The organism is Mesorhizobium sp. YL-MeA3-2017 (assembly GCF_030814575.1).
GTDB classification, from domain to species: domain Bacteria; phylum Pseudomonadota; class Alphaproteobacteria; order Rhizobiales; family Rhizobiaceae; genus Mesorhizobium; species Mesorhizobium terrae.
In genome coordinates this window covers 1170729-1193379 of sequence record NZ_JAUSVH010000001.1, presented here as the reverse complement: position 1 = coordinate 1193379, position 22651 = coordinate 1170729, and the positions used below count along the sequence as shown (strand labels likewise).

The 22651-nt window shown below is 64.3% G+C and carries 11 protein-coding genes; 5 read left to right on the top strand and 6 right to left on the bottom strand.

Annotated features, from left to right (window positions below):
* Window positions 1-69 precede the first annotated feature (69 nt).
* The 6 genes from QFZ88_RS05590 to QFZ88_RS05565 all read right to left on the bottom strand — a co-directional run bounded on the left by QFZ88_RS05590 (window position 70) and on the right by QFZ88_RS05565 (window position 11860).
* Window positions 70-1122 (bottom strand): sulfate/molybdate ABC transporter ATP-binding protein, encoded by a 1053-nt coding sequence (locus QFZ88_RS05590; RefSeq protein WP_024923529.1) that lies wholly within the window; start codon window positions 1120-1122, stop codon window positions 70-72.
* A 13-nt stretch (window positions 1123-1135) separates the two neighbouring features.
* On the bottom strand, window positions 1136-2020 hold the full coding sequence (gene cysW, locus QFZ88_RS05585) for a sulfate ABC transporter permease subunit CysW (RefSeq protein ID WP_024923528.1): 885 nt from the start codon (window positions 2018-2020) through the stop codon (window positions 1136-1138).
* Window positions 2013-2864, bottom strand: a complete 852-nt coding sequence (gene cysT, locus QFZ88_RS05580) for a sulfate ABC transporter permease subunit CysT (protein ID WP_024923527.1) — start codon at window positions 2862-2864, stop codon at window positions 2013-2015. Before cysT ends, cysW begins: the two co-directional genes overlap by 8 nt.
* Before the next feature lie 78 nt (window positions 2865-2942).
* Window positions 2943-3971, bottom strand: a complete 1029-nt coding sequence (locus tag QFZ88_RS05575; RefSeq protein ID WP_024923526.1) for a sulfate ABC transporter substrate-binding protein — start codon at window positions 3969-3971, stop codon at window positions 2943-2945.
* 274 nt (window positions 3972-4245) lie between these two features.
* Window positions 4246-6360: a penicillin-binding protein 1C gene (pbpC, locus tag QFZ88_RS05570; protein WP_051504756.1), complete on the bottom strand. Its 2115-nt coding sequence runs from the start codon at window positions 6358-6360 to the stop codon at window positions 4246-4248.
* A gap of 19 nt (window positions 6361-6379) precedes the next feature.
* Window positions 6380-11860 (bottom strand): alpha-2-macroglobulin family protein, encoded by a 5481-nt coding sequence (locus QFZ88_RS05565; protein WP_024923524.1) that lies wholly within the window; start codon window positions 11858-11860, stop codon window positions 6380-6382.
* Between the two features lie 364 nt (window positions 11861-12224).
* On the opposite strand from QFZ88_RS05565, the gene QFZ88_RS05560 reads away from it, so the two are divergent.
* The 5 genes from QFZ88_RS05560 to QFZ88_RS05540 all read left to right on the top strand — a co-directional run bounded on the left by QFZ88_RS05560 (window position 12225) and on the right by QFZ88_RS05540 (window position 22640).
* On the top strand, window positions 12225-14153 hold the full coding sequence (locus tag QFZ88_RS05560) for an autotransporter assembly complex protein TamA (RefSeq protein ID WP_024923523.1): 1929 nt from the start codon (window positions 12225-12227) through the stop codon (window positions 14151-14153).
* Between the two features lie 4 nt (window positions 14154-14157).
* Window positions 14158-18336 carry a translocation/assembly module TamB domain-containing protein gene (locus QFZ88_RS05555; protein ID WP_036254310.1) on the top strand — a complete coding sequence of 1393 codons (4179 nt, stop codon included), beginning with the start codon at window positions 14158-14160 and terminating at the stop codon, window positions 18334-18336.
* 296 nt (window positions 18337-18632) lie between these two features.
* Complete coding sequence (locus QFZ88_RS05550; protein WP_024923521.1) at window positions 18633-20288, top strand: ABC transporter substrate-binding protein; 1656 nt, start codon at window positions 18633-18635, stop codon at window positions 20286-20288.
* Between the two features lie 147 nt (window positions 20289-20435).
* Window positions 20436-21470, top strand: a complete 1035-nt coding sequence (locus tag QFZ88_RS05545; RefSeq protein WP_024923520.1) for an ABC transporter permease — start codon at window positions 20436-20438, stop codon at window positions 21468-21470.
* 12 nt (window positions 21471-21482) lie between these two features.
* On the top strand, window positions 21483-22640 hold the full coding sequence (locus tag QFZ88_RS05540; RefSeq protein ID WP_024923519.1) for an ABC transporter permease: 1158 nt from the start codon (window positions 21483-21485) through the stop codon (window positions 22638-22640).
* Window positions 22641-22651: the final 11 nt, after the last annotated feature.

Sequence of the window (22651 nt, the reverse complement as noted above, 5' to 3'; positions counted from 1 at the left end):
AAAACCGTCTCCCGGATCGACAATTCCGGGTCGTTCATTCCATGATTGGCCGGAAAACTCCGTCTCCGACTACTTCTGCCCGTCCTGTTGCGGAAACAGCTTCCAGCGGCGTGGGCGGAAAGCGACGCGGCTCTTCTGCGCGGCGGGATGGTCGACCGGCAGTTCGATCTCGACGCGCTGGCGCTCGCCGCCGATTTCCAGTTCGACGCGGCGGGTGCCGGCAACGCGGCGGCTGGCGATTACCGTGCCGGCGATGCAGCCGCTGCAACCGTCGAGCAGCTCGACATCGTGCGGGCGGAAATAGAGCAGGGCGTCGCCGGGCGAATGATTCGGCGCGGACAGGCCGATCGGACGGTCGGCAATCCAGAGCTGGCCGTCGTCGATCTTGACCGGCAGCGAACTCGACTCGCCGATGAAACCGAAGACGAAGGGCGAGTTGGGCGTGTCGTAAACCTCGTCGGCGGTGCCTATCTGCTCGATCTGCCCCTGGCTCATCACCACCACGCGGTCGGCCAGTTCCAGCGCTTCCTCTTGGTCGTGGGTGACGAAGACGGTGGTGTGGCCAGTGGTGTCGTGGATGTCGCGCAGCCAGCGCCGCAATTCGCGCCGCACCTGCGCGTCGAGCGCGCCGAAGGGTTCGTCGAGCAGCAGCACCTTGGGTTCGATCGCCATGGCGCGGGCGAGCGCGACGCGCTGGCGCTGGCCGCCTGACAGCTGCGCCGGATAGCGCTTCTCAAGTCCCGAAAGTTGAACGAGGTCGAGCAGTTCGGAGGCGCGGCGGCGAATTTCGTCTTTGGGCGGCCGGTTGGTGCCGTGCCGCACCTTCAGCCCGAAGCCGATATTGTCGGCCACGGTCATGTGGCGGAACAGGGCATAGTGCTGGAACACGAAGCCGACATTGCGCTCCTGGATGGTCTTGCTCGAAGCGTCCTCGTCGCCGAAGAAGATCTTGCCGGCGGTCGGCTGCTCCAGCCCGGCGATCAGCCTGAGCAATGTGGTCTTGCCGGAACCGGACGGACCGAGCAGCGCGATCAGCTCGCCCGAGCGAATGTCGAGCGAGACGTCACGGAGCGCCGGGAACCGGTCGAACTCCTTGCGTACATTGGCAACGCGAACTTCCATGCGGGTGTCCCTGTCAGTGTCCGCGTGTGGCGGCGAGCTCGGCGCCGTAGCGCATCTCGAGAGCGGTTTTCAAGACCAGCGTGACGAGCGCGAGCCCGGCCAGCAGCGAAGCCACGGCAAAGGCGCCGACGGCGTTGTATTCGTTGTAGAGGATCTCGATGTGCAGCGGCATGGTGTTGGTCATGCCGCGGATATGACCCGAGACCACCGACACCGCGCCGAACTCGCCCATGGCGCGGGCGTTGCACAGCAGCACGCCGTAGAGCAGACCCCATTTGATGTTGGGCAGGGTGACATACCAGAAAACCTGCCAGCCGTTGGCGCCGAGCGACAGGGCCGCTTCCTCGTCGCCATTGCCCTGTTCCTGCATCAGCGGGATCAACTCGCGGGCCACGAAGGGAAAGGTGACGAAGATGGTGGCAAGCACGATGCCCGGCACCGCGAACAGGATGACGATGCCATTGGCCTTCAGCCAGGCGCCAAGCAAGCCTTGTGCGCCGAACAAAAGCACATAGACCAGGCCGGAAATGACAGGTGAGACCGAGAAGGGCAGGTCGATCAGCGTGATGAGGAATGCCTTGCCCTTGAACTCGAACTTGGCGATCGCCCAGGATGCGGCGATGCCGAAGACGACGTTGAGCGGTACCGAGATCGCCGCCACCAGCAAGGTGAGGTGGATCGCGGCGAGCGTGTCGCGGTCGTTCAGCGAGGTGAAATAGGCGCCGATGCCTTTCGCGAAGGCCTGCTCGAACACGATGATCAGCGGCAGGACAAGGAACAGGCCGAGAAACACGAAGGCGATCGTCATGAAGACGCCGCGCGCGGCGCGGCTCTCGGTAATTGCCGACGAGGGATTGTTGTGCACCGGCTCGTAGGACTTGATTTCCGGATCAGCCATAGCGCTTGCGGCTCCATGACTGGAGGAGGTTGATGACGAGCAGCAGGGCGAAGGAGAGACCGAGCATGGTGGCGGCAATCGCGGTGGCGGCGGCGTAGTTGAATTCCTCCAACCGGATGACGATGAGCAGCGGCGCGATTTCGGTGACGTTGGGTAGGTTGCCGGCGATGAAGATGACCGAGCCGAACTCGCCGACGCCACGCGCGAAGGCGAGTGCGAAACCGGTGATGATGGCAGGTGCGAGGCCGGGAAAGAGCACCTTGGTGATGGTCTGGAAACGACTGGCGCCGAGCGTCGCGGCGGCTTCCTCGACCTCCTTGTCGATCTCTTCGATGATCGGCTCGACGGTGCGCACCACGAAGGGCAGGCTGACGAAAACAAGGGCGATGACGATGCCGAGCGGCGTGTAGGCGACCTTGATGCCGGCCTGCATCAGCGGCGCACCCAGCCAGCCATTCGGCGCGTAGAGCGTGGTCAGCGCGATACCAGCAACGGCGGTCGGCAAGGCGAAAGGCAAGTCGACCATCGCGTCGACGATGCGGCGGCCGGGGAATTTGTAGCGCACCAGCACCCAGGCGACGAGTGTGCCGAAGACGACGTTGATGGCGGCGGCGATCAGCGCGGTGCCGAAGCTGATCTGCAGTGCCTTCAGCGTGCGCGGCGCTGTCACGATATGCCAGAAATCGGTCCAGCCCAGGGCAGCCGAACGCCAGACCAGCCCGGTCAGCGGGATGAGGATGATGAGGGTGAGGTAGACAAGCGAGAAGCCGAGCGTCAGTCCGAAACCCGGAATGACACTCGGCTGCCTGAACCGCCACCCCGCCTGCGCGGGTGCCATGGTCATGTTTCTAGAAATCCGTCCCTTTTGTTCGCCCTGGCTTTCGCCCGCTCCGAAGGTGCCGAAGCGGATATGCCGTTCTTGTCACTGCGCCGGCTTGTAGACCTGGTCGAATATACCACCGTCGGCGAAATGATAAGGCTGCGCTTTCTTCCAGCCGCCGAATTGCGGATCGTCGATGGTGACCAGCTTGATCTGCGGCAGCTTGGCGAGATCTTCCGCCGGCACCAGGTCGGGCTTGGCCGGACGATAGTGGTTCTTGGCGATCAGCGTCTGGCCTTCCTTGGAATAAAGGTATTTCAGATAGGCTTCTGCGACCTTGCGGGTGCCCTTGGCGTCGACATTGGCGTCGACCACGGCGACCGGCGGTTCGGCGAGGATCGAGGTCGGCGGATAGACGACGTCGAATTTGTCGGCGCCGAATTCGTCGAGCGCCAGGTAAGCCTCGTTTTCCCAGGCCAGAAGCACGTCGCCCAGACCCTTCTGCGCGAAGGTGACGGTAGAGCCGCGCGCTCCGGTGTCGAGCACGGGAACATGCGAATAGAGGTTGGAGATGAATTCCTTGGTCTTGGCCTCGTTGTTGCCGTCCTTGGCATTGGCATAGGCCCAAGCGGCCAGATAGTTCCAGCGCGCGCCTCCGGATGTCTTCGGGTTCGGCGTGATGACCTGCACGCCTTCTTTGACCAGATCGTCCCAGTCCTTGATGCCCTTCGGGTTGCCCTTGCGCACCAGGAAGATGATGGTGGAGGTGTAAGGGGCCGAATTGTTCTCGAACTTGGTGCGCCAGTCTGGGTTGATCTTCTTCGATTTCGAGGAGATCGCGTTGATGTCGCCTTCCAGGGCAAGCGTGACGACATCGGCATCGAGACCGTCGATGACGGCGCGGGCCTGCGCGCCGGAGCCGCCATGCGATTGCTGTATGGTCACGGTCTCGCCGGTCTCCTTCTTCCAGTGGACGGCGAAGGCTTCGTCGAACTGTTTGTAGAGTTCGCGGGTCGGGTCATAGGATACATTCAGGATGGTCGTGTCGGCGAATGCGAAACCGAGCGCGCCGAATTGGACAGAACCGGCGATGAGCGCGCCGAGCAGCTTCTTGAAATGAGGGTTGGTCATTTCAGCCTCCGTTGAACACAATTCTACTCTATCGAAATTGTAGAAATTGGGTGCGGCGAAAGTTGCATTTTTCAGGCGTAGGGAGAAAAGTTGCAGCGTGTGAGCCGCAGGGCAAGAAAATTCTTCCTTGCCTGGTGACGGTTTCGGGTGCACGCAGCGGCGCCGACGCGTTTGAGGCCGCCTTGGCCGTACGCGATTCAAGCCGGGCCGGCCGGCGGCGAACCCAACGATTTCTTCGGTATGGCGGCGGCGCCTTGGGGAACCGCGCGACAGGCTATTCGACGAACACCTTGACGCTGGTGGCGCGACCGGCGGCGTCGATGACGGTCAGCGTCGAATAGCCAGCGCCGTCCGGCAGCCAGGTCGCGGTGCGCCGGCGATCGATCCCGACCAGCGGCTTGCCGTTGGCCAACCAGCGGAACGGTGCGCGGCCGCCCTGCAGCTTCAGTACTAGCGGCGTGGCGCCAGGCCCCGACGTGCCGAGATCGACACGGGCACCGTCGGGTGGAAAGACGATGCGCGGCGCGGGTTCGGTCGGCGCGGCGACAACCGAGACGTCGGAGGCGGTGCCGAAGCGGGCGAGCGTCACCGGCAAGTCCTCGCGCCGTGGCCGCAGCACGCCCGCGGGCTGGCTTGGCAAAGCGACGGCGGCGATGCCGGAGCGCGCGAAACCTTCGAACAGGATCGGTGCGGCGGAAATGTAACCCGACAGCCCGGGCACCGCGCTGGCGTCGGGCCGGCCGACCCAGACCCCCAGCACATGGCGGCCGTCGAAGCCGATCGCCCAGGCATCGCGATAGCCATAGGAGGTGCCGGTCTTGTAGGCGATGCCGCGTTGCTGCGCGCCCTCGGGTGGGCGCACGCCGGCGAGGATGTCGGTGATCTGCCAGTTGGCGCGCTCGTCGAGGATGGTTGTTGCGGCACCCGTCACGGGCACAGCCTCGGTGCCGTCGCGCAGCGGATGCGCTTTTCCGCCATTGGCGAGCCCTGTGTAAAGCTGGACGAGGTCGCGCAGGCTGACGCCGACGCCGCCGAGGCCGATGGCAAGGCCGGGGGCTTCGTTGACCGGCAGCAACGGCGAGACGCCAGCCTGGCGGAAGCGCGCCATCAGCCTCGCCGGCCCGACCGTGTCGAGGATGCGGATAGCCGGCACATTAAGCGACAATTGCAGCGCCTGCCGGATCGAGACATCGCCCTGGTAGCCCATGTCGAAATTCTTCGGCCGGTAGCCGGAGAAGTCGGCGGGGCTGTCCTCGATGATGGTTTCCTGGGCGACCACGCCTTGTTCGAAGGCGAGGCCGTAGATGAAGGGTTTCAGCGTCGAGCCGGGCGAGCGCAGGATGCGGGTCATATCGATCCAGCCGGAGCGGCTGGAATCGAAGAAGGAAGCCGAGCCGACCTCGCCCAGAATGTCGCCGGTGCGGGAATCGGCGAGCACCATAGCGACCGACAGTTTGGGCCCGAGCTTGGCGGCGGCCTCGCGGGCGACCGCTTCAAGGCCTTCCTGCACGCTCTTGCGGATCGTCAGCTTCAGCGGCGCGCCGGCCTCGGCCTTGCGCACCAGCGTGTTGGCAGCATGCGCGGCAAAAGCGGGCAGCGGGCGACGCAGGCCGGAGACATCGTCGAGCGCGGCACGGCGGGCCTCGCGGTCGCCGATCAGGCCAGCCGAGACCATGCGCGTGAGCACACGATCGCGCGCCGCCTGGGCTATGGCGAGGTTCCTGTCCGGACGGCGGCGCTCAGGCAATTGCGGCAGCGCCACCAGGAGTGCCGCTTCCGAGACGGTGAGGCGGCGCGGCTCCTTGCCGAAATAGGCCAGCGAGGCCGCCCGCACGCCCTCAAGGTTGCCGCCATAGGGTGCAAGCGTGAGATATTGCTCCAGGATCTGGCGCTTGGTTAGCCGCCGCTCGATCTGCACGGCGCGCAGCATCTGCTTGAGCTTGGAACCTAGGGAACGGCTTTCGCGCGGTTCGATCAGGCGGGCGAGCTGCATCGACAGCGTCGAGCCGCCGGAGACGATGCGGCGGTTGGTGGCGAACTGGGTTGCCGCGCGGCCGAGGGCAAGGAAATCGATGCCCTCGTGATCCCAGAAGCGCTTGTCCTCATAGGCGACCAGCATCTCGACGAAGCTCTTGTCGACCTGATCGATGGCAACAGGCAGGCGCCAATAGCCATCCGGCGTAGCGAAGGCGCGCAGCAAGGTCCCGTCGCGATCGACGACCTCGGCGGAAACGGCCAGTTTCTCCGGCAGAGGCGGCGGGAAGGCACGGTCGAGCGCCCAGAGGCCGCCGACCGCGATCGACGCCAAGGCGATGGCGGCGGTCGCGAGGATGGCGAGGCGCCGCAACCGGCTCCTGCCAGGCGAGGGAGGGGACGCTTCGATCGTCATGATCGCCTCATCGGCCGCCTTACGGCGCCTTCACCTCCATCATGCCGGTAGCGGTGCGGGCCGAATATTGCGGCCGGTACATGTCCTCGACCGAGGCCGCCGGATGCACATAGACACCTGGTGTCACGGCGCGCACGACATAGGCCATCGTCTTGGTGCGGTCGCCGTCGTCCTCCGACGGGTCGAAGGCCGCGACGAAACGGTCGTTGCGGAATTCGAGATGCGCGGCATTGGTCTGCGCCAGCCACGGAAAGCCAGTGAGCTGCGCGCTGGAGACGAGACCGGGATTGTCGATCTCGAAACCGGCGGGCAAGAGGTCGGTGACCAGCATGCGCTGCGGCCAGTCGTTCTGCGACGCGACTTTGAGCACGACCACATAACGCTCGTTCTGCTTGGCTTCGGTGACGTTCGCTTCCTTGCCGTCGAGCGTGTAGTAGGTGCGCTCGATGGTGTAGCCGTCGCCGCTTGCCGGCAGCGGTTGCGAGGGCGAGGCCACGCTGGTGACGACCGCCTGCAGCGGAGCCTTGCCGTCATTGGCGACGGTGAGCGGGGTGTCGAGCAGGGTCTCGCCGGTCATGTCGGCCGAATAGGCGCCGGTATGGGGCTGGCCGTTGACCTCAAGCTTTATGGTGTCGTTGCCTTCCTTCAGCGCGCGGGCCGCCAGCAGCATCCAGGCGTTGTCCTGCGTGCTCGTCCAGCGGGCTTTCGCGCGTTCCCTTTCCACCAGCTTGACGAGTTCCGGCAACACGGCCGGCGCTGGCTTGGATTCCGCGGCAAGCGCCAGCATGGCGGCACCGTCGCGCAGCGCCGAGCCGTAGTCGGTGCGGTACCAGTCATAGTCATTCATGGATTTGGCCAGCCGCAGCGCTGTGGAGAAGGTAGCGTCGGAGCGCTGCGCGTCGCCGTAGAGCGCGAGTGAGGCGGCCAGTTGCGCCACCGCCATCGGGCTCGAGAAGGCTTCGAGCTTGGTGTCGACATAATAACGCAGGTCGCCGACGGAGGCTTTCTTGTTGCGGGCCAGCACATAGAGCGCATAGGCGATATCGGTGCCGCGATCCTGAACGTCCTGATCGTAGCCGATCGAATTCTGCAGGTTGCTCAACGCCTGCGAGATTGCCTGCGCCGGTACGTCGTATTTCGCTTCGCGGGCGCGGGTCAGGAAATCGCTGACATAGGAATCCAGCCACAAATCGCCGGAGCCGGGGCCCCACAGGCCGAAGCTGCCGGCGGAAGCCTGGTAGCTCAACACCCGGTAGATCGCCTGCTGCACACGGTCGTGCAGGCCCGGATCGTCGGGGATGCCGTAACCCTTCGACATCTCGCTCATATAGAGCAGTGGCATGGCGCGGCTCGTCGTCTGCTCGGCGCAGCCATAAGGATAGCGGTCGAGCGACAACAGCAGTGACGGCACGTCGAGGGCCGCCGATTGCGAGACGCCGACGCTGACGGAGGCGCCTTGCAGGATGCTGGCGGCGAGCAGTTCCTTGTCGACGCGCAGCGCGCCGCCGCCGCTCTTGAGGTCGACGACCATGCGCGACGTCACCGGCAGCTGCGACGGCCGTATCGGCAGGAACAGCGTCTGCTCGACCTCAGGACCGCCTTCATGGGCGAGTTTGACGGTGAGAGTGGCATCGCTGGGCGAGACCGCGATCAGCGGCACGGTCAGCGACTGGCGCTTGCCCTGGGCGAGCGTCAGCTTGGCCGGCACCGCTTCCTCGCCGATCGTCAGGTCGCCGGTGGTCTGGATGCTCAGCGCGTAGTCTCCGGCCGGGCCGTCGGTGTTGGCGAAGTCGAGCCGCATGGTGGCCGAGTCGCCCGGCGCCATGAAGCGCGGCAAGCCGGCCGTGACCACGATCGGATCGCGCACGATGACGTCGGTGGAGGCGTGGCCGACGGCTTCCTTCGTCCAGGCCACGGCCATGACACGCGCCGTGCCGTTGAATTGCGGCAGGTCGAAATCGATCGTCGCTTTGCCTTCGGCGTCAAGCTTGACGATGCCGGAGAAGAAGGCGACCAGCTTTTCGGTGGGCGGGCTGCCCTGGCTTTGCATGGCATTGCCGTCGCCGCCGGTGCGCAGCTTGCCGGTGGTGCCGAGCGAGCCGTCGATCAAACGACCGTAGAGATCGCGCAGCTCCAGTCCCATCATGCGTTGGCCGAAGAACCAGTTCTCGGGGTCCGGCGCCTTGTAGTTGGTCAGGTTGAGGATGCCGACATCGACGGCCGCCACCATGACATAGGCCTGCGAGCCCGGCTGCATGCCGGTGACAGCGACTGGGATCGACAGCGACTGGCGCGGTTCGGTCTTGGCCGGTGGCGTCAGCGCGACGCCAAGTTTCTTGGCGCCGGGATCGATCTTCAACCATTTCACGCCGATGGCGCGGGCCGGCATGCGGCTTTCCTGCGCGTTGCCCGGCCGGAACAGCGTGGCGGTGACATAGGCGCCGGCGCCCCAATTGTCGGGAACCGGAATGTCGACGGTGCCGCCATCGGCGGGTATCGATACGTCGATGGTCTTCATCAGCCGGTCGGCGCCGATCGTCACCAGAAGTTCACCGGCGTAGTGCGGCGAGACCTTCAGCTTGGCGACATCGCCGGCGGCATAGCCGTCCTTGTCCAGCGCGATTTCGAGGCCGTCGGGCGTCTCGGTCGAGGTGGCGCTGACATACCAGCCGCCGTCGAACTCGTAGCTCGTTGCCGGGCCGTCCGCGCTTGATGTCTCCACCTCCAGCCTGTAGCGGCCCCAGTCGACCGGCAGCGACAGGCTGGCTTCGCCGTCGGTGGCGATGTCGACCGCGCCGTTGGCGACCGATTTGGTGAAGGTCACCGGCTCGTAGTTCCACGAGCTGCCATTGCGGTACCATTGGTAGTTGCGTTCGACTTTGACCAGCGACCATTGTGCGCCGGCCATCGCCTTGCGCTTGCCGTCGCGGTCGACGGCGATCAGGCTGAACTTGGCGGTGCCACCCTGCGGTACCTCGTCATTCTCGAAATCGGGACGGATGCCGATCATGTCACCCTGCGGGCGGATGGCGAGATTGAGCGAGCGCTCGACGGCGCGGCCGCCGGTCTCGCGCATGCGCACCGTCACCTTGGCGTTGACCAGCTTGGTGGTGGATGGCAGCTGGGCGATGGTGACCGGGAAGGTCGCCTTGCCGTTGTCGCCGACCACCGGCAGGTCGGCCAGCGGCGTCGAGGAAGGCTGGGCGGCCTGCTCGTCGGCAAGGCCGAAGACAAAGTCCTTGAAGCGATCCCAGTCGCGTGTCACCGCCAGCGTGGTTTCGCCTTCCAGCGCCAGGCCGGCCGCCGGCGCGCCGTAGAGGAAGCGGCCGTCGACGGTGACATTGGCCGTCTCGCCCTGCGCGATCTCGGTCTTGTCGGCGGTGAGGTCGAATTCGATGCGGTCCGGTACGAAGTCTTCGACCAGGAACATCTGGCTCGCCACCGCCGGCTGCTTGGGATCGGTGTGGATCGACACCGTCCAGCTGCCGCGCATGGCGTTCGGCTCCAGCGACAGGTCGACGGAATGGCCGCCTGCCGAGGTGCCGTCGCTGACGATACGGCGCGCCTCGACGCCGTCGGGGCGCGTGAAGATGAAGGTCAGCGGCAGGTTGTCGACCGCCTTGGAGGTGTCGTCGCGGGCCAGCGCCTGCACATGCACGTCCTCGCCGACGCGGTAGATGCCGCGCTCGGTCCAGGCGTAGACGTCGAGCGCGCCCGTCGCGGCGCGGCCAGCGACGCCGCGATCCGACAGGTCGAAGCCGGCCTTGGCCATGTCGAGGAAGACGAAGTCCTGGTCGCCCTGCTTGGCCATCAGCACGGCCGGCACCATGCCGCCCTCGCCACGGGTGAGGCCAGGATTGAAGACGGCGCGGCCTTCGGCGTCTGTCGTCGCGGTGCCGAGGATTTCGTTGTTGCGGGCAAGAAGGGTGAGTTCGGCGCCCTGGATCGGCTTCGCGGTGCCGAGCGAGCGGGCAAAGACGTTCAGGCCGTCCTGTCCGGTGTAGGTGGAAAGGCCGATGTCGGAGACCACGAACCATTGCGTGGCACGCGAATTGTAGGTGTCGCTGTGGTCATCCACCGGTTGGGCGGTCAGGATATAGACGCCGGGCTTGCGCTGCGGCAGCGCCTCGTCGACCGGGAAGGAGGTGGTGACCTCTTTGTTGAGGTCGCCGGCGATCTCCATCCGGCCTTCCCAGATCGGCTGACCCATCTGGTCCCTGATGTTGGTCATGTCGTAGCCGTCGAGCTGGCGCAAGAACTGGTAGCCGGACAGAAGCTGGGCCAAGGACCGGTCGCCTATGCGGAAGAGCTTCATGTCGGCGGCGTTCATGTTGACGGTAACGACCGGAATGCCGCGGCGCACGCCGGCCGGCAGCACGAAGCTGTCGCCGGTGAAGCGGGCGGACGGCGCGCGGTCCTGTACGTAGATCGACAGTGCAACCGGGGCGGCTGTCACCTCGCCGATGGCCGAAGGCAGGCCGGCGCGGAAGGTGATGTTGTAATGCTGTCCGTGCTCCAGGCCCTCGACGCAGATCTGCTTGCCCTTGGCCTCGACGCCCTTGGGTGCGGCGCCGTCGATGGTGACGAATTGCGCATAGTCGACGCCGGTCTTGACCAGCTCTTCCGAGAACTGCGCGCAGATGCGCGGCGCGGTGGTGTCGGCATCGACGCTGTGCTCGACGACGCGGAAACCCTTGCGGGCCTTCAGGTCCTGGTATTCGGAAAGCACCGCCGGTGAATTGACCAGCGCAAGGCTGGCCTCATAGGCCTGCAACGCCGGGCGGTAGAGTTCGCGCTTGTCGAGACCGGCGGCAAGCAGGGCCAGCACCTCGGCGCGGTTGGTCGTGGTGCGCGACAGCTGGTAGGCATTGAAGGTGGCCGAGGTCGCATTAGCCTGCAATGTCGACTGGTCGTTGCTGGATGCCGTCGTCAGCGTCGCCAGGGTCTCGTGGGCGAGCTTGGTCCACAGTGTGCCGTCGTCCGGCATCATCGACAGTGCCGCTTCATATTTCTGCATTGCTGCGCGGTGGTCGCCGGTCAGGGCCGCCTGTTCAGCGGCCTGTTCCAGCGTCGTCAGCCCGTCGGTCGGCTTGGAATAGCCGGGGCCGACCAGGCGCTTGCGATACTGCAGCGCCTGGTCGGCCATCCAGGCCGGGAAATAGGTCAGTTCCTTGGGCGCGCCGATGTCGGGTTCGCTGGCGACGTTAACCACCTTGCCGCCGACCGCGCCGGCAAAGGGCTTCAGCGTGTTGTAGTCGGATTTGAGGAAACACCACTTGGCCTTGGTGTTGTAGGTGAAGGCGCGGCAGGCATTGTCGCCGAGGCAGTCGGTCTTGCACTGATCCAGCGTGACATTCTGCTCCGAGCGGAGGTCGAAGCCGAAATAATCGACATTGTCGGTGGTGACGATTCGCTTGGTCTCCGCCGCTTGCGCGAGGCCGTGGAAGACCGAGAGGAGCAGGAGAACAACCGGCAGTATCCTGACCGCACGCAAAACCATCGCATCCTCCTCTCACTTTCCAGCACAGCCGCGTTGCCAAGCGACAACGGTGCCCGATTTTTCCGGCTGTCGTGGCATGTTCCGCCTTAGCCGAGGCTTGTCAACACGCGCAAACGGCCATAACCGGCCCACGAAGGTCCATTGCAAACCGTGCCTTAGGGGCATTCAGTGTGCATTCATATGAAAAGCTTCACACAATTTTGCGACGGAACAAAAGGTGTGAACTCAAAGGTGCAAGCAATTCAGACATTTCATGGTTCGTGCCCTATAGGAATTTACGAGGACTTCAGAAGTTCACTCCAATTTTAGCAATCAGGGAGCATGGGAGGGACACGGTTCGGGTCTTGGAGGACAGGTGCGGCTGATGCCGACGAGGGAAAAGCGCGATTGGCAGGGCAGCGCGTGCAGGCGCAGCCTTTCGCGCGCCTTGCTCGCTGTCACGCTTGGCGCCGCCACGATGATAGCCGAAAGCCGTAGCGTTTCCGCCTTCGAACTCTTCGGCATCAAGCTGTGGGGGTCCGACGACAAGGCGGACACCGAGATTGCCGACCCGCTGCGTTATGCTGTGACCATTGACGTCAAGGATGACGACGCGGATCTGAAGAAAAGGATCGAGGCGGTCTCCGGCCTGAAAGCCGACGAGGACCATCCTGTTTCCGGTTCTCTCGGCCTGATGACCAAGGCGCGCAGCGATCGCGAGCAGCTGGTGGCGGCGCTTTACGAGGACGCCCGCTACGAAGGCGTGGTCGACATCTCAATTGCCGGCCAGTCGATCGACGAATTGCCGCCGGATGCCGAATTCAAGGGCCAGCAACCGATACCGGTGACGATCACCGTCACCCCAGGCCAGAAGTTCACGCTGGGCGACATCCGTCTCAAGGGCGATGCCGCGGGGCTCGCCAGCGCCGATTTCGGTCTGATCTCCGGCGGCGATGCCGGCTCGGGCGCGGTGCTGAAGGCTGAGGCGAGACTGGTCAAGGCGCTCAAGGACGAGGGCAGGCCGCTCGCCAAGGTCACCGATCGCGAGGTCGTCGCCGACCATGCCAACGGCCGGCTCGACGTGACGTTGACCGTCGAGGCCGGTCCGGTCGCGGGCTACGGCGAGACCACGGTGAAGGGCACCGAGACGGTGGATCGCGATTTCACCGAATACATGACCGGGCTGAAGCGCGGCGCGCGCTATTCGCCCAAGGAAATCGATACGGCGCGGGACCGGCTGCTCGGCCTCGAAGTCTTCAACAGCGTGACGCTGAAGGAAGCCGACAAGCTGGACGCCGACGGCAACATCCCCATCGGTGTTGAGGTGAGCGAGCGCAAGCCGCGCTATTTCGGCGTTGGCGGCACTTTGTCCAACACCGAAGGGCTGGGACTGGAAGGTTATTGGGGCCATCGCAACCTGTTCGGCAAGGCGGAGAAGCTGCGCATCGACGGCTCGATCAGCGGCATCGGCTCCAATGCTATTGGCCAGCTCAACTACAATGCCGGCATCATGTTCGAGAAACCGGGCGTGGTCGGTCCCGCTTCCAAGTTCTTTGCCAATCTGAAGACCGTCTACGAGCATCCGGACGCCTATGACCGCTTCTCGGTCAAGGGCGGCGCTGGGCTCTCCTACGAGATCGACAAGAGGCAGACCGTTTCGGCGGAACTGTCGCTCGACTATTCCAAGATCACCGACAGCTTCGGCAAGCACGACTACCTGATTGCCAGCGTGCCGCTGCAATATGTCTTTGACAACCGCGACAACAAGCTGAACCCGAAGAGCGGCTTCAGGGCACTGGCCTATGTCGAGCCGAGCTACGATCTCCTGAATGGCGCCACTTTCGTGAAGCTCAGGGGCGAGGGTTCGGCTTATCAGGCACTCGACACCGGCGGCCGGTTTGTGCTGGCCGGCCGCGTGGCGCTGGGCTCGATCGTCGGCGCATCTCTGGGAGACGTTCCCGCAGACCGCCGCTTCTATTCGGGCGGCGGCGGCTCGGTGCGCGGCTACGCCTATCAAGGCATCGGCCCGAAGGACATCAACAACAAGCCGACCGGCGGGCTTTCCTACTTCGAGACCTCGGCCGAAATGCGCATCGGCATCACCGACACGATCGGCATCGTTCCGTTCGTCGATGCCGGTACTGTGTCCACCAAGCAGTTCCCGGACTTCTCCGATGTGAAGGTCGGCGCCGGCGTCGGCCTGCGTTATGTGACGCCGTTCGGTCCGCTGCGCATCGACGGCGCCATTCCGCTCAACCGCGGTCCAGGCGATCCACGCTTCGGCATATATGCCGGCATCGGTCAGGCGTTCTGACGAGATGGCTGGCTTGCTCAGGCGCGCGGCGCGAATCTTCCTCTACCTGGTGGCGATCGTCGTCGCCGGTGCTATCGGCGCGCTCGTCGTTTTCACCACCACGGAACGCGGCCGCGACAATCTCGCCGGGCTGATCTCGTCGATGGCCTCCTCGCCGGATACCAAGGTGACGGTCGCCGGCATCGATGGCATCTGGTCGGGCGCCCTGACGGTCGATCATGTCGTGCTCGAAGACAAGCAAGGGCCATGGCTGGTGCTGCGCAAGGTTGCGGTCGACTGGTCGCCGCTGGCGTTGCTGTCGAAGACTTTTAGCGCCGAGCGCGTCGCGGTCGAGCGCATCGAGGTGGCCCGCCCGCCGGTTGGTGGCGAGCAGAAGCGCGACAATGCCGGTGGCGTGAATCTGCCTGTGTCCCTCGACATCAAGGCGATCGATCTGCCTGATATCGCGCTCGGCCAGGCCCTGGCCGGCGTCGGCATCGCTGAGCTTGCCGCCAAGGGCTCGGTCAAGGCCGATGCCTCGCCACTCGCGGTGGCGGCCAAGCTCAATGTCGCCCGCAACGACGGCAAGCAAGGCACCGTCGACGCCAATGTCGATTTCGCGCCGGCCGCCGACAGGCTGGACCTCGACGTCAAGGCGTCGGAACCGTCGGGCGGCATCCTGGCCAATCTGCTGCAGCTGCCCGGCGCGCCGCCAGTGGAAATATCGATTGCCGGCAAGGGTGCGCTAGCCGACTGGAACGGCACCGGCACATTCAGCGTCGACGGCCAGGTAATCACCCAGCTTGTCGGCCGTCATCAGCTCACCGACAAGGGCAACCGCTTCGAGGCCAAGGGCGACGGCGATTTCGCCCGCTTCCTGCCGGAGCGGTTCAAGCCGCTTCTGGCCGGAAGCACGACATTCGATCTCGCGGGCACCGCCACCAAGGTCGGCGGCGTCGAGGTCGAGCGTGCCAACATCGCCAGCGACGCGGTGCGCGGCGAGGCGAAGGGCACCATCAACCCCCAAGGCACCACCGATTTCGGCTTGCAATTCAACTCGGTCGGCCCGGTGCTGCCGCTCGCGCTCGGCAGCAAGGAAAGCCCGATCGATCTCGACCTGAAATCGGCTTCGGTGCACGCCTTCGGCGAGGGCAGCAAGCCGATGCTGGACATCGGCGCGTCGCTCGCCAAGGTGACGACCACAGTCACCAAGTTCGAGAATATCGACCTGACCATCCATTCCGACAGCTTCGATATCGCAAACCGCGTCGGGCCGATCACTGGCGCCGTCACCGTCGACAAGATCGGCCTCGACAACCCGACCATCGCGCCGCTGATCGCCGGCAAGATCAAGGCAGACGTCACCGGCAGTATCGAGAAAGAGACGATCAACGTCGACAAGGGGTCGATCCGCTCGGACACGCTCGCCGGCGATTTCAACGGCAAGATGGCGCTTGCCGACGGTTCGATCGAGTTGAACGTCAAGGCCGATGCCGCTTCGTCGGCACTGCCGGCTGCGGCACGCCCGGTGCTCGGCGAGCGCGCCGTACTGTCGGCTGCGATCAAGCGCAACGCCAAGGGCCTGGTCTCGGCCGATTCCATCAAGCTCGTCTCCGGCGCGGTTTCCGCTGACGGCAGCGCCAGCCTCCATGACGGCCAGATCGTTGCCGAGCTCAAGGGTGCGCTGGCCGACCTGTCCTTGCTGTCGAAGGAAGCCAAAGGCGCGATCGGCCTCTCGGTCACGGCCAAGGGTGTCATGGTCGCACCGGACGTTACGCTTTCGGTGAGCGGCGACAAGCTCGAGGTAGCCGGCCGCGAGATCCAGGGATTGAACCTCACGGCATCCGGCAGGGCCGACGCGGCCAATCCCGCCGCCGACATTTCGTTGTCCGGCACCGTTGCCGGTCAGCCGCTGCAGGGCAAGGCGGTGCTGAAGACCGCGAATGGCCAGCGCCGCATCGACGGCCTGTCGCTGGCGCTCGGCCAGAACGGGGTTTCCGGCGATCTCGTGCTGGACCAGGCCTTTCTGCCGGAAGGGTTGGTGAAGATCGATCTGCCGGATATCGGGCCGCTGGCGGCGCTGGCGCTGGAAAAGGCCGAAGGCAATGTGCGCGGCATGGTCCGCTTCAGCAAGCAGGACGGCGTGCCGCAACTGGCGCTGCAGGCCAAGGCAGGTCTCAAGCGCGGCGACCTGACGGCCAATAATGTCGCGATCGACGCGCAGGTGGCGAATTACGCGGCGGCGCCCGTCGTGGCTGGCACGGTTCGTGCGGATGCCGTGACTTCCGGAACCATGACCGTGACCGGCATCGCCATCGACCTGAAGCGCGACGGCGAATGGACTGGCTTTTCCGGCGGCGCCACGGTCAAGGACATTCCGGCGAAGGCGGCGGGACGGGTCAAGGTCGCCGGCGGTACGACGACGCTCGAACTCGCTTCCGGCCAGGCTACGATCCGCGGCCTCAGGGCAGCGATCGCCGAGCCGTCCACCATCGCTGTCGCCAACGGCACCACGACGATCCAGAAGCTGGTGGTGGGCGTCGAGGGCGGCCGCGCCACGGTCAGCGGCACTGCCGGCAACGCGCTGGACCTCAACGTCGCGCTGGCCAATTTGCCGATCGCCGCCGCCAATGCTTTCTCGCCGGGCCTCGGTGCCGCCGGTACCGTTTCGGGCACTGCGAAGGTGACTGGCCCCGCGTCGGCGCCGTCGGTGGCCTATGACATCAAGGCGAATGGCGTCGCGCTGGCGGCTATGCGGGATGCCGGCATCGACGCCCTCAACATCACATCGGGCGGCACCTTCGCAGCCAACAAGCTGAACTTCAACGCCGATATCGGTGGCGGGACGGGACTTGCGCTGAAGGCTGGCGGCTCTGTGACGACGGCAGGCGCACCCAACCTTTCGGTCGACGTCAATGGCAACGTGCCGTTCGAATTCCTGGCGCGCAAGCTGGCGGCGCAGGGCCTGTCGCTCACCGGCACCGCCAATGTCGCCGTGCAGGTGCGCGGACCGGCCAGCCAGCCGGTCATTTCCGGCACGGTGCGCTCGTCGGGCGCGCGCTTCCTCGACGCCGGTTCTGGCCTCGCGGTCAAGGACATTGCGCTCGATGTCGGCCTCGGCAACGGCGTCGCGACCATCAACCGACTGACTGGCACTTTGTCGACGCGCGGCACGCTGAGCGCCGGCGGTACGGTCGGCATCGACCCGGCCAAGGGGTTTCCGGCCGACCTGTCGATCAAGTTGGTTGACGGCCGCTACACCGACGGCCGTATCGTCACGGCCAATCTCGGCGGCGACCTGACCGTGAAGGGGCCGTTGGCGACGGCGCCGGCGATCGCCGGCACCATCAATCTGGGCAAGGTCGTCGTCACCGTGCCGGAGCGGCTGCCGACATCGCTGTCGACCCTCAACGTCAAGCGCAAGGACGCACCGGCGGCGGTGCGCGCGCAGGACAAGGCGCTGCGCCCGGCCGGCGCCACCAGCAGCGGTGGTGGGGGCGGCGGGTTGACGCTCGACATCACCGTCAACGCGCCGAACCAGATCTTCGTGCAGGGCAGGGGCGTGGATGCCGAGCTCGGCGGCAATTTGCGCTTGGCGGGGCCGGCGTCGGCACCGCAGGCGGTCGGTCAGTTCACGCTGCAGCGCGGGCGGCTCTCCATCCTTGGCAAGCGCCTGACTTTCACCGAAGGCACGCTGACCTTCTCGGGCTCGCTGGTGCCGTATCTGAACCTGGTCGCGGAATCGACAGCCACCGACGCGACGGTGACGATCACCGTGTCGGGCGAGGCGACCAATCCGAAATTCGCCTTCTCCTCGGTGCCGGCACTGCCGGAGGACGAGGTTCTTGCCCGCCTGATCTTCGGCCGCTCTATGTCCAACCTGTCGCCGCTGCAAATCGCCCAGCTCGCCGAGGCGGCAGCCCAGCTCAGCGGCGTTGGCGGCTCGACCTCGCTGCTGGAAAAACTGCGCAGCAAGCTCGGCGTCGACGATCTCGACGTGACCACCGACGATCAGGGCGGAACGGCGGTATCGGCCGGCAAGTATCTCAATGACCGCACCTATCTCAACATCCAGAAGGGCGAGAAGCCGGGCTCGGGCAAGGCGCGCATCGACTTCAATGTCGGCAAGGGCGTCAAGCTGCGTGGCGAAGCGTCGGACGCCGGCGAAGCCAAGGGCGGCATCTTCTACGAGCGCGAGTACTGAGGCAGCCAATCGCACGCCTGCCGGTAGAGTGTATTGGACCGACGGCGTCGCGCAACTGGTGCTTTCAGAAAAAGGTGTGTTGCCGCAAGTCTAGCTTGCGCGCGGTTTGGACAAAACCGCCGTGGTCATTTTGTTGCCATCGATAGCAAATTTCCGTCAAGATTGTCGCATTCACGCGAACTGCTCCCTTTTCAAAGTTGCACTCTCCTTTTTGAGTTCCAAAGTCGAACGATCTTTGACATCGTCGGTCGAGTGCGGAATGTTAAAAGGCAAAAAGCCAACAATGGGAGTTAGTCATGAAATTCTATCGGAGTAACAGCGACCGCGTTCCCGATCACATCCTGGCAATGGCCGAGCAGGTCAAGACCGGGGAAGTCGATCGCCGTGAGTTCCTGGCGATGGCAAGCATCTTTGGCGCATCTGCAGCCATGGCCTATGGCCTGCTGGGCGTTGCCATGCCGACGCCAGCCATGGCCGAAGAGCAGCCCAAGAAGGGCGGCGTCCTCAAAGTGGCCATGTCGGTCAAGGATCCGAAGGACCCGCGTACCGCCGACTGGTCGGAAATCTCCAATGCCGAGCGCCAGGCGCTCGAGCCGCTGGTGAAGTACACCAAGCAGTACACTTTCGAGCCCTACCTCCTCGAAAAATGGCAGGTCAACGACGACGCCACCGAATACACTTTGCATGTGCGTCCGGGCGTCGAATGGAACAATGGCGACAAGTTCACCGCCGATGACGTGATCCACAATTTCACGCGCTGGGCCGACAAGTCTGTGGAAGGCAACTCGATGCCCGGCCGTCTGGGCAGCCTCGTCGACGAGACCACCAAGAAGCTGCGCGAAGGCTCGATCGTCAAGGTCGATGACATGACGGTCAAGCTGAAGCTGACCAAGCCCGACATCGCCGTTATCGCTAACCTGGCCGACTATCCGGCGCTCGTCGTGCACAAGACCTTTGACGAGAAGGGCGCCAACTTCAAGAATTGCCCGATCGGCACCGGTCCGTTTGAGCTCGTTTCCTACGATGTCGGCCAGAAGGTGGTCTACAAGCGCCGCGAAACCGGCAAGTGGTGGAACGGCGAGGCCTATCTCGATGGAGTCGAATTCATCGACTACGGCACCGATCCGGCTGCCACGGTTGCGGCTTTCGAATCCGGCGAAGTGCAGACCAATCACGAGACCACCGCCGACTACGTCAAGATCATCGCGGGCGTCGGCGCCCCGGTCTCTGAAGTGGTGACGGCGGCTACCGTCGTCTCGCGCTTCAACGTCAAGGCCAAGCCCTATGACAACCAGAAGGTTCGTCAGGCCATGTGCCTTGCCGTGGACAACGCCACCGTGCTGCAGCTCGGTTACGGCAATGCCGGCACCGCCGCTGAAAACCACCACGTCGCGCCGATCCATCCGGAATATGTCGAGCTGCCCAAGATCAAGCGCGACCCGGCCAAGGCCAAGCAGATGCTGCAGGAGGCAGGCGCGCTCGATTTCGAGCACGAGCTGATCTCGAACGACGAGGACTACCATAAGAACACCACCGACGCGATCGCGGCGCAACTGCGTGAGGCCGGCATCAAGGTGAAGCGCACGGTGCTGCCGAGCTCCACCTTTTGGAACGACTGGACGAAGTATCCGTTCTCGGAAACCAACTGGAACATGCGCCCGCTCGGCATCCAAGTCATCGCTATCGCCTACCGCTCGGGCGAAGCCTGGAACGAAACGGCTTATGCCAATCCGGACTTTGACAAGAAGGTCAACGAAGCCCTCGGCATCGCGGATGCGGAGAAGCGCAAGGTTGTGATGAAGGATATCGAGCAGACGCTGCAGGATTCCGGCATCATCATCCAGCCCTACTGGCGCAAGCTCTACATCAACATCAAGCCCGAGGTGAAGAACCACTCGATGCACCCGACCTACGAGCACGATTTCGGCAAGGTCTGGATCGACAAGGCTTAACCGGTCCTTCGGCAGGGATGAGGGCGCACGCCCTCATCCCGTTCATGGCCTCGCGGCGTCGCACGCCGCGGCGGCATGATTCCGCACCAGGTTTTTGGACGCAGGGTTGACAGCATCTGACCCCAACCCGGCCGGCAGGGGGGCGCAATGTTCTCATTCATAGCCAGACGCATCGGCACGATCCTGCTGACCATGCTGTGTCTGACGCTTGTCGTCTTCTTCCTGGTCAATCTCGAACCCAATCTGAAGAAGCTGGCGATCAGCCAGACAGAAATGCACACGCCGCCCGAGCAGCTCGAAAGCTGGCTCGTCAATCACGGCTACAGGCAGAATTTCTTCGTCCGCTACGGACAGTGGCTCGGCGTGGTCAAGAAGGAGCCGATCGTCGATGCGGCGACCGGCAAGGCCTCGCAGCGCTTCACCTTCTGCAATGACCCGATGGAGCCCGCCTATAATGGTGTGCTGCAGGGCGATTTCGGCTGCTCCACCAAATTCAAGGCCACCGTTGCGGCCAAGCTGTTCCCAGCACTGCGTGCCACCGGCATCCTGATGTTCTGGGTGCTTGCAGTGATGGTGCCGGTGTCGCTGCTCATCGGCATCCTGGCCGGCATGCGGGAGGGCTCGCGAACGGATCGAACCCTGTCGGTTGCCTCGATCATCACCACGGCGACGCCGGAATATGTCTCGGGCGTTATTTTCACCGTCATATTCGCGTCGTGGCTCGGTTGGCTGAACGGCTCGGCTGCCTCGGCAAGCCAGGGCATCACCTTCTACAATTTCACGCTGCCGGTCATCACGCTGGCCATATACGGCATCGGATACATCGCGCGCATGACACGCGCCTCAATGGTCGAGGTGATGACGCAGCAATATATCCGCACGGCGCGGCTGAAAGGCCTGTCGTTCTCCAACGTCGTCATCAAGCACGCGCTGCGCAATGCGCTGATCGCGCCGTTCACCGTCATCATGCTGCAGTTCCCCTGGCTGCTCACCGGCGTCGTCATCGTCGAGACGATGTTCCGTTACCAGGGCTTTGGCTACACGCTGGTCGAGGCTGCCGGCAACAACGACATCGATCTTCTGCTTGGCTGCTCGATGGTCTCGGTGTTCATCGTCTTGATCACCCAGCTGATCTCGGATGTCGGCTACGCATATCTCAATCCGCGCATTCGCGTGCAGTAGGGGAGGCCGGCGATGCAGATCGAATATATCGGAGCCGTCGGTATCATCCTGGGCGTGCTGGCGCGGTTCTGGCCGGTTTGGCTGGCGCTCGCCGTCGTGCTCGGCACAAGCTTCACCTATAAGAAGAAACTCGGCCTCTACGGCCAGCTGTTCGACAGCGGCGTCGGCATCGCCGGCGTCATCATCTGCCTGTTCTGGCTGTTCACCGCGATCTTTGCCTCGCATGTGGCGCCGTTTGACCCGCTGGGGCAGTTGCCGGTGATGAAGGACGCGCTGCCCGGCGCGGTCGAGCCGGCCTCCAAGGGCGTCTACCTGTTCGGCGGCGACAAGCTGGCGCGCGATATCTTCTCGCGTATGGTGTTCGGCTCTCAGATCGTGCTGATCATCGCCCCGGCCGCTACCGGCTTCGCGCTGATGGTCGGCATCACGCTTGGCCTGCCCGCCGGCTACTATGGCGGCAAGATCGACACCGTGCTGTCGTTCCTCGCCAATCTGGTTCTCGCCTTCCCGGTGATCCTGCTGTTCTACCTGCTGGTTACGCCCGGCATCATGGACACGCCGATCCCCTATGCGATGGCGGGGCTGTTCTTCCTGTTCCCGATTATCTTCTTCTGCGTCCTGTTCTGGACCCGCTACAAGAAGCGGCCGGACCGGCTGTATGTGCTGATGGGGTTGACTTTGCTGATCGGCGGCTGGGTTTATCTCGGCCTTGTATTCGACGCCGATCCGCTGAAGATCGTGCATATCGATCCCAATCAGCTCAACATCTTCGTGGCGGTGGTCTTTGCCTCGTCACCTGGCGTGTTCCGCATCGTGCGCGGGCTGACCATGGACATCAAGACGCGCGACTATGTGGCGGCCGCCCAGACGCGTGGCGAAACGCCTTGGTACATCATGCTGTGGGAGATCCTGCCCAATGCGCGCGGCCCGCTGATCGTCGATGCCTGCCTGCGTATCGGCTACACTACCATCCTGCTCGGCACGCTGGGATATTTCGGCCTGGGTCTGGCGCCGGAAAGTCCGGACTGGGGTACCGCGATCAAGGACGCCAGCCGGTTGCTGCGCTCCTTCATCCATCCAGCATTGCCGCCGACGATCGCGCTGATGTCCTTCGTGCTGGGGCTCAACCTGCTCGCCGACGCACTGCGCGAACAATCGATGAAAGACTAGAGTGGAGGGCG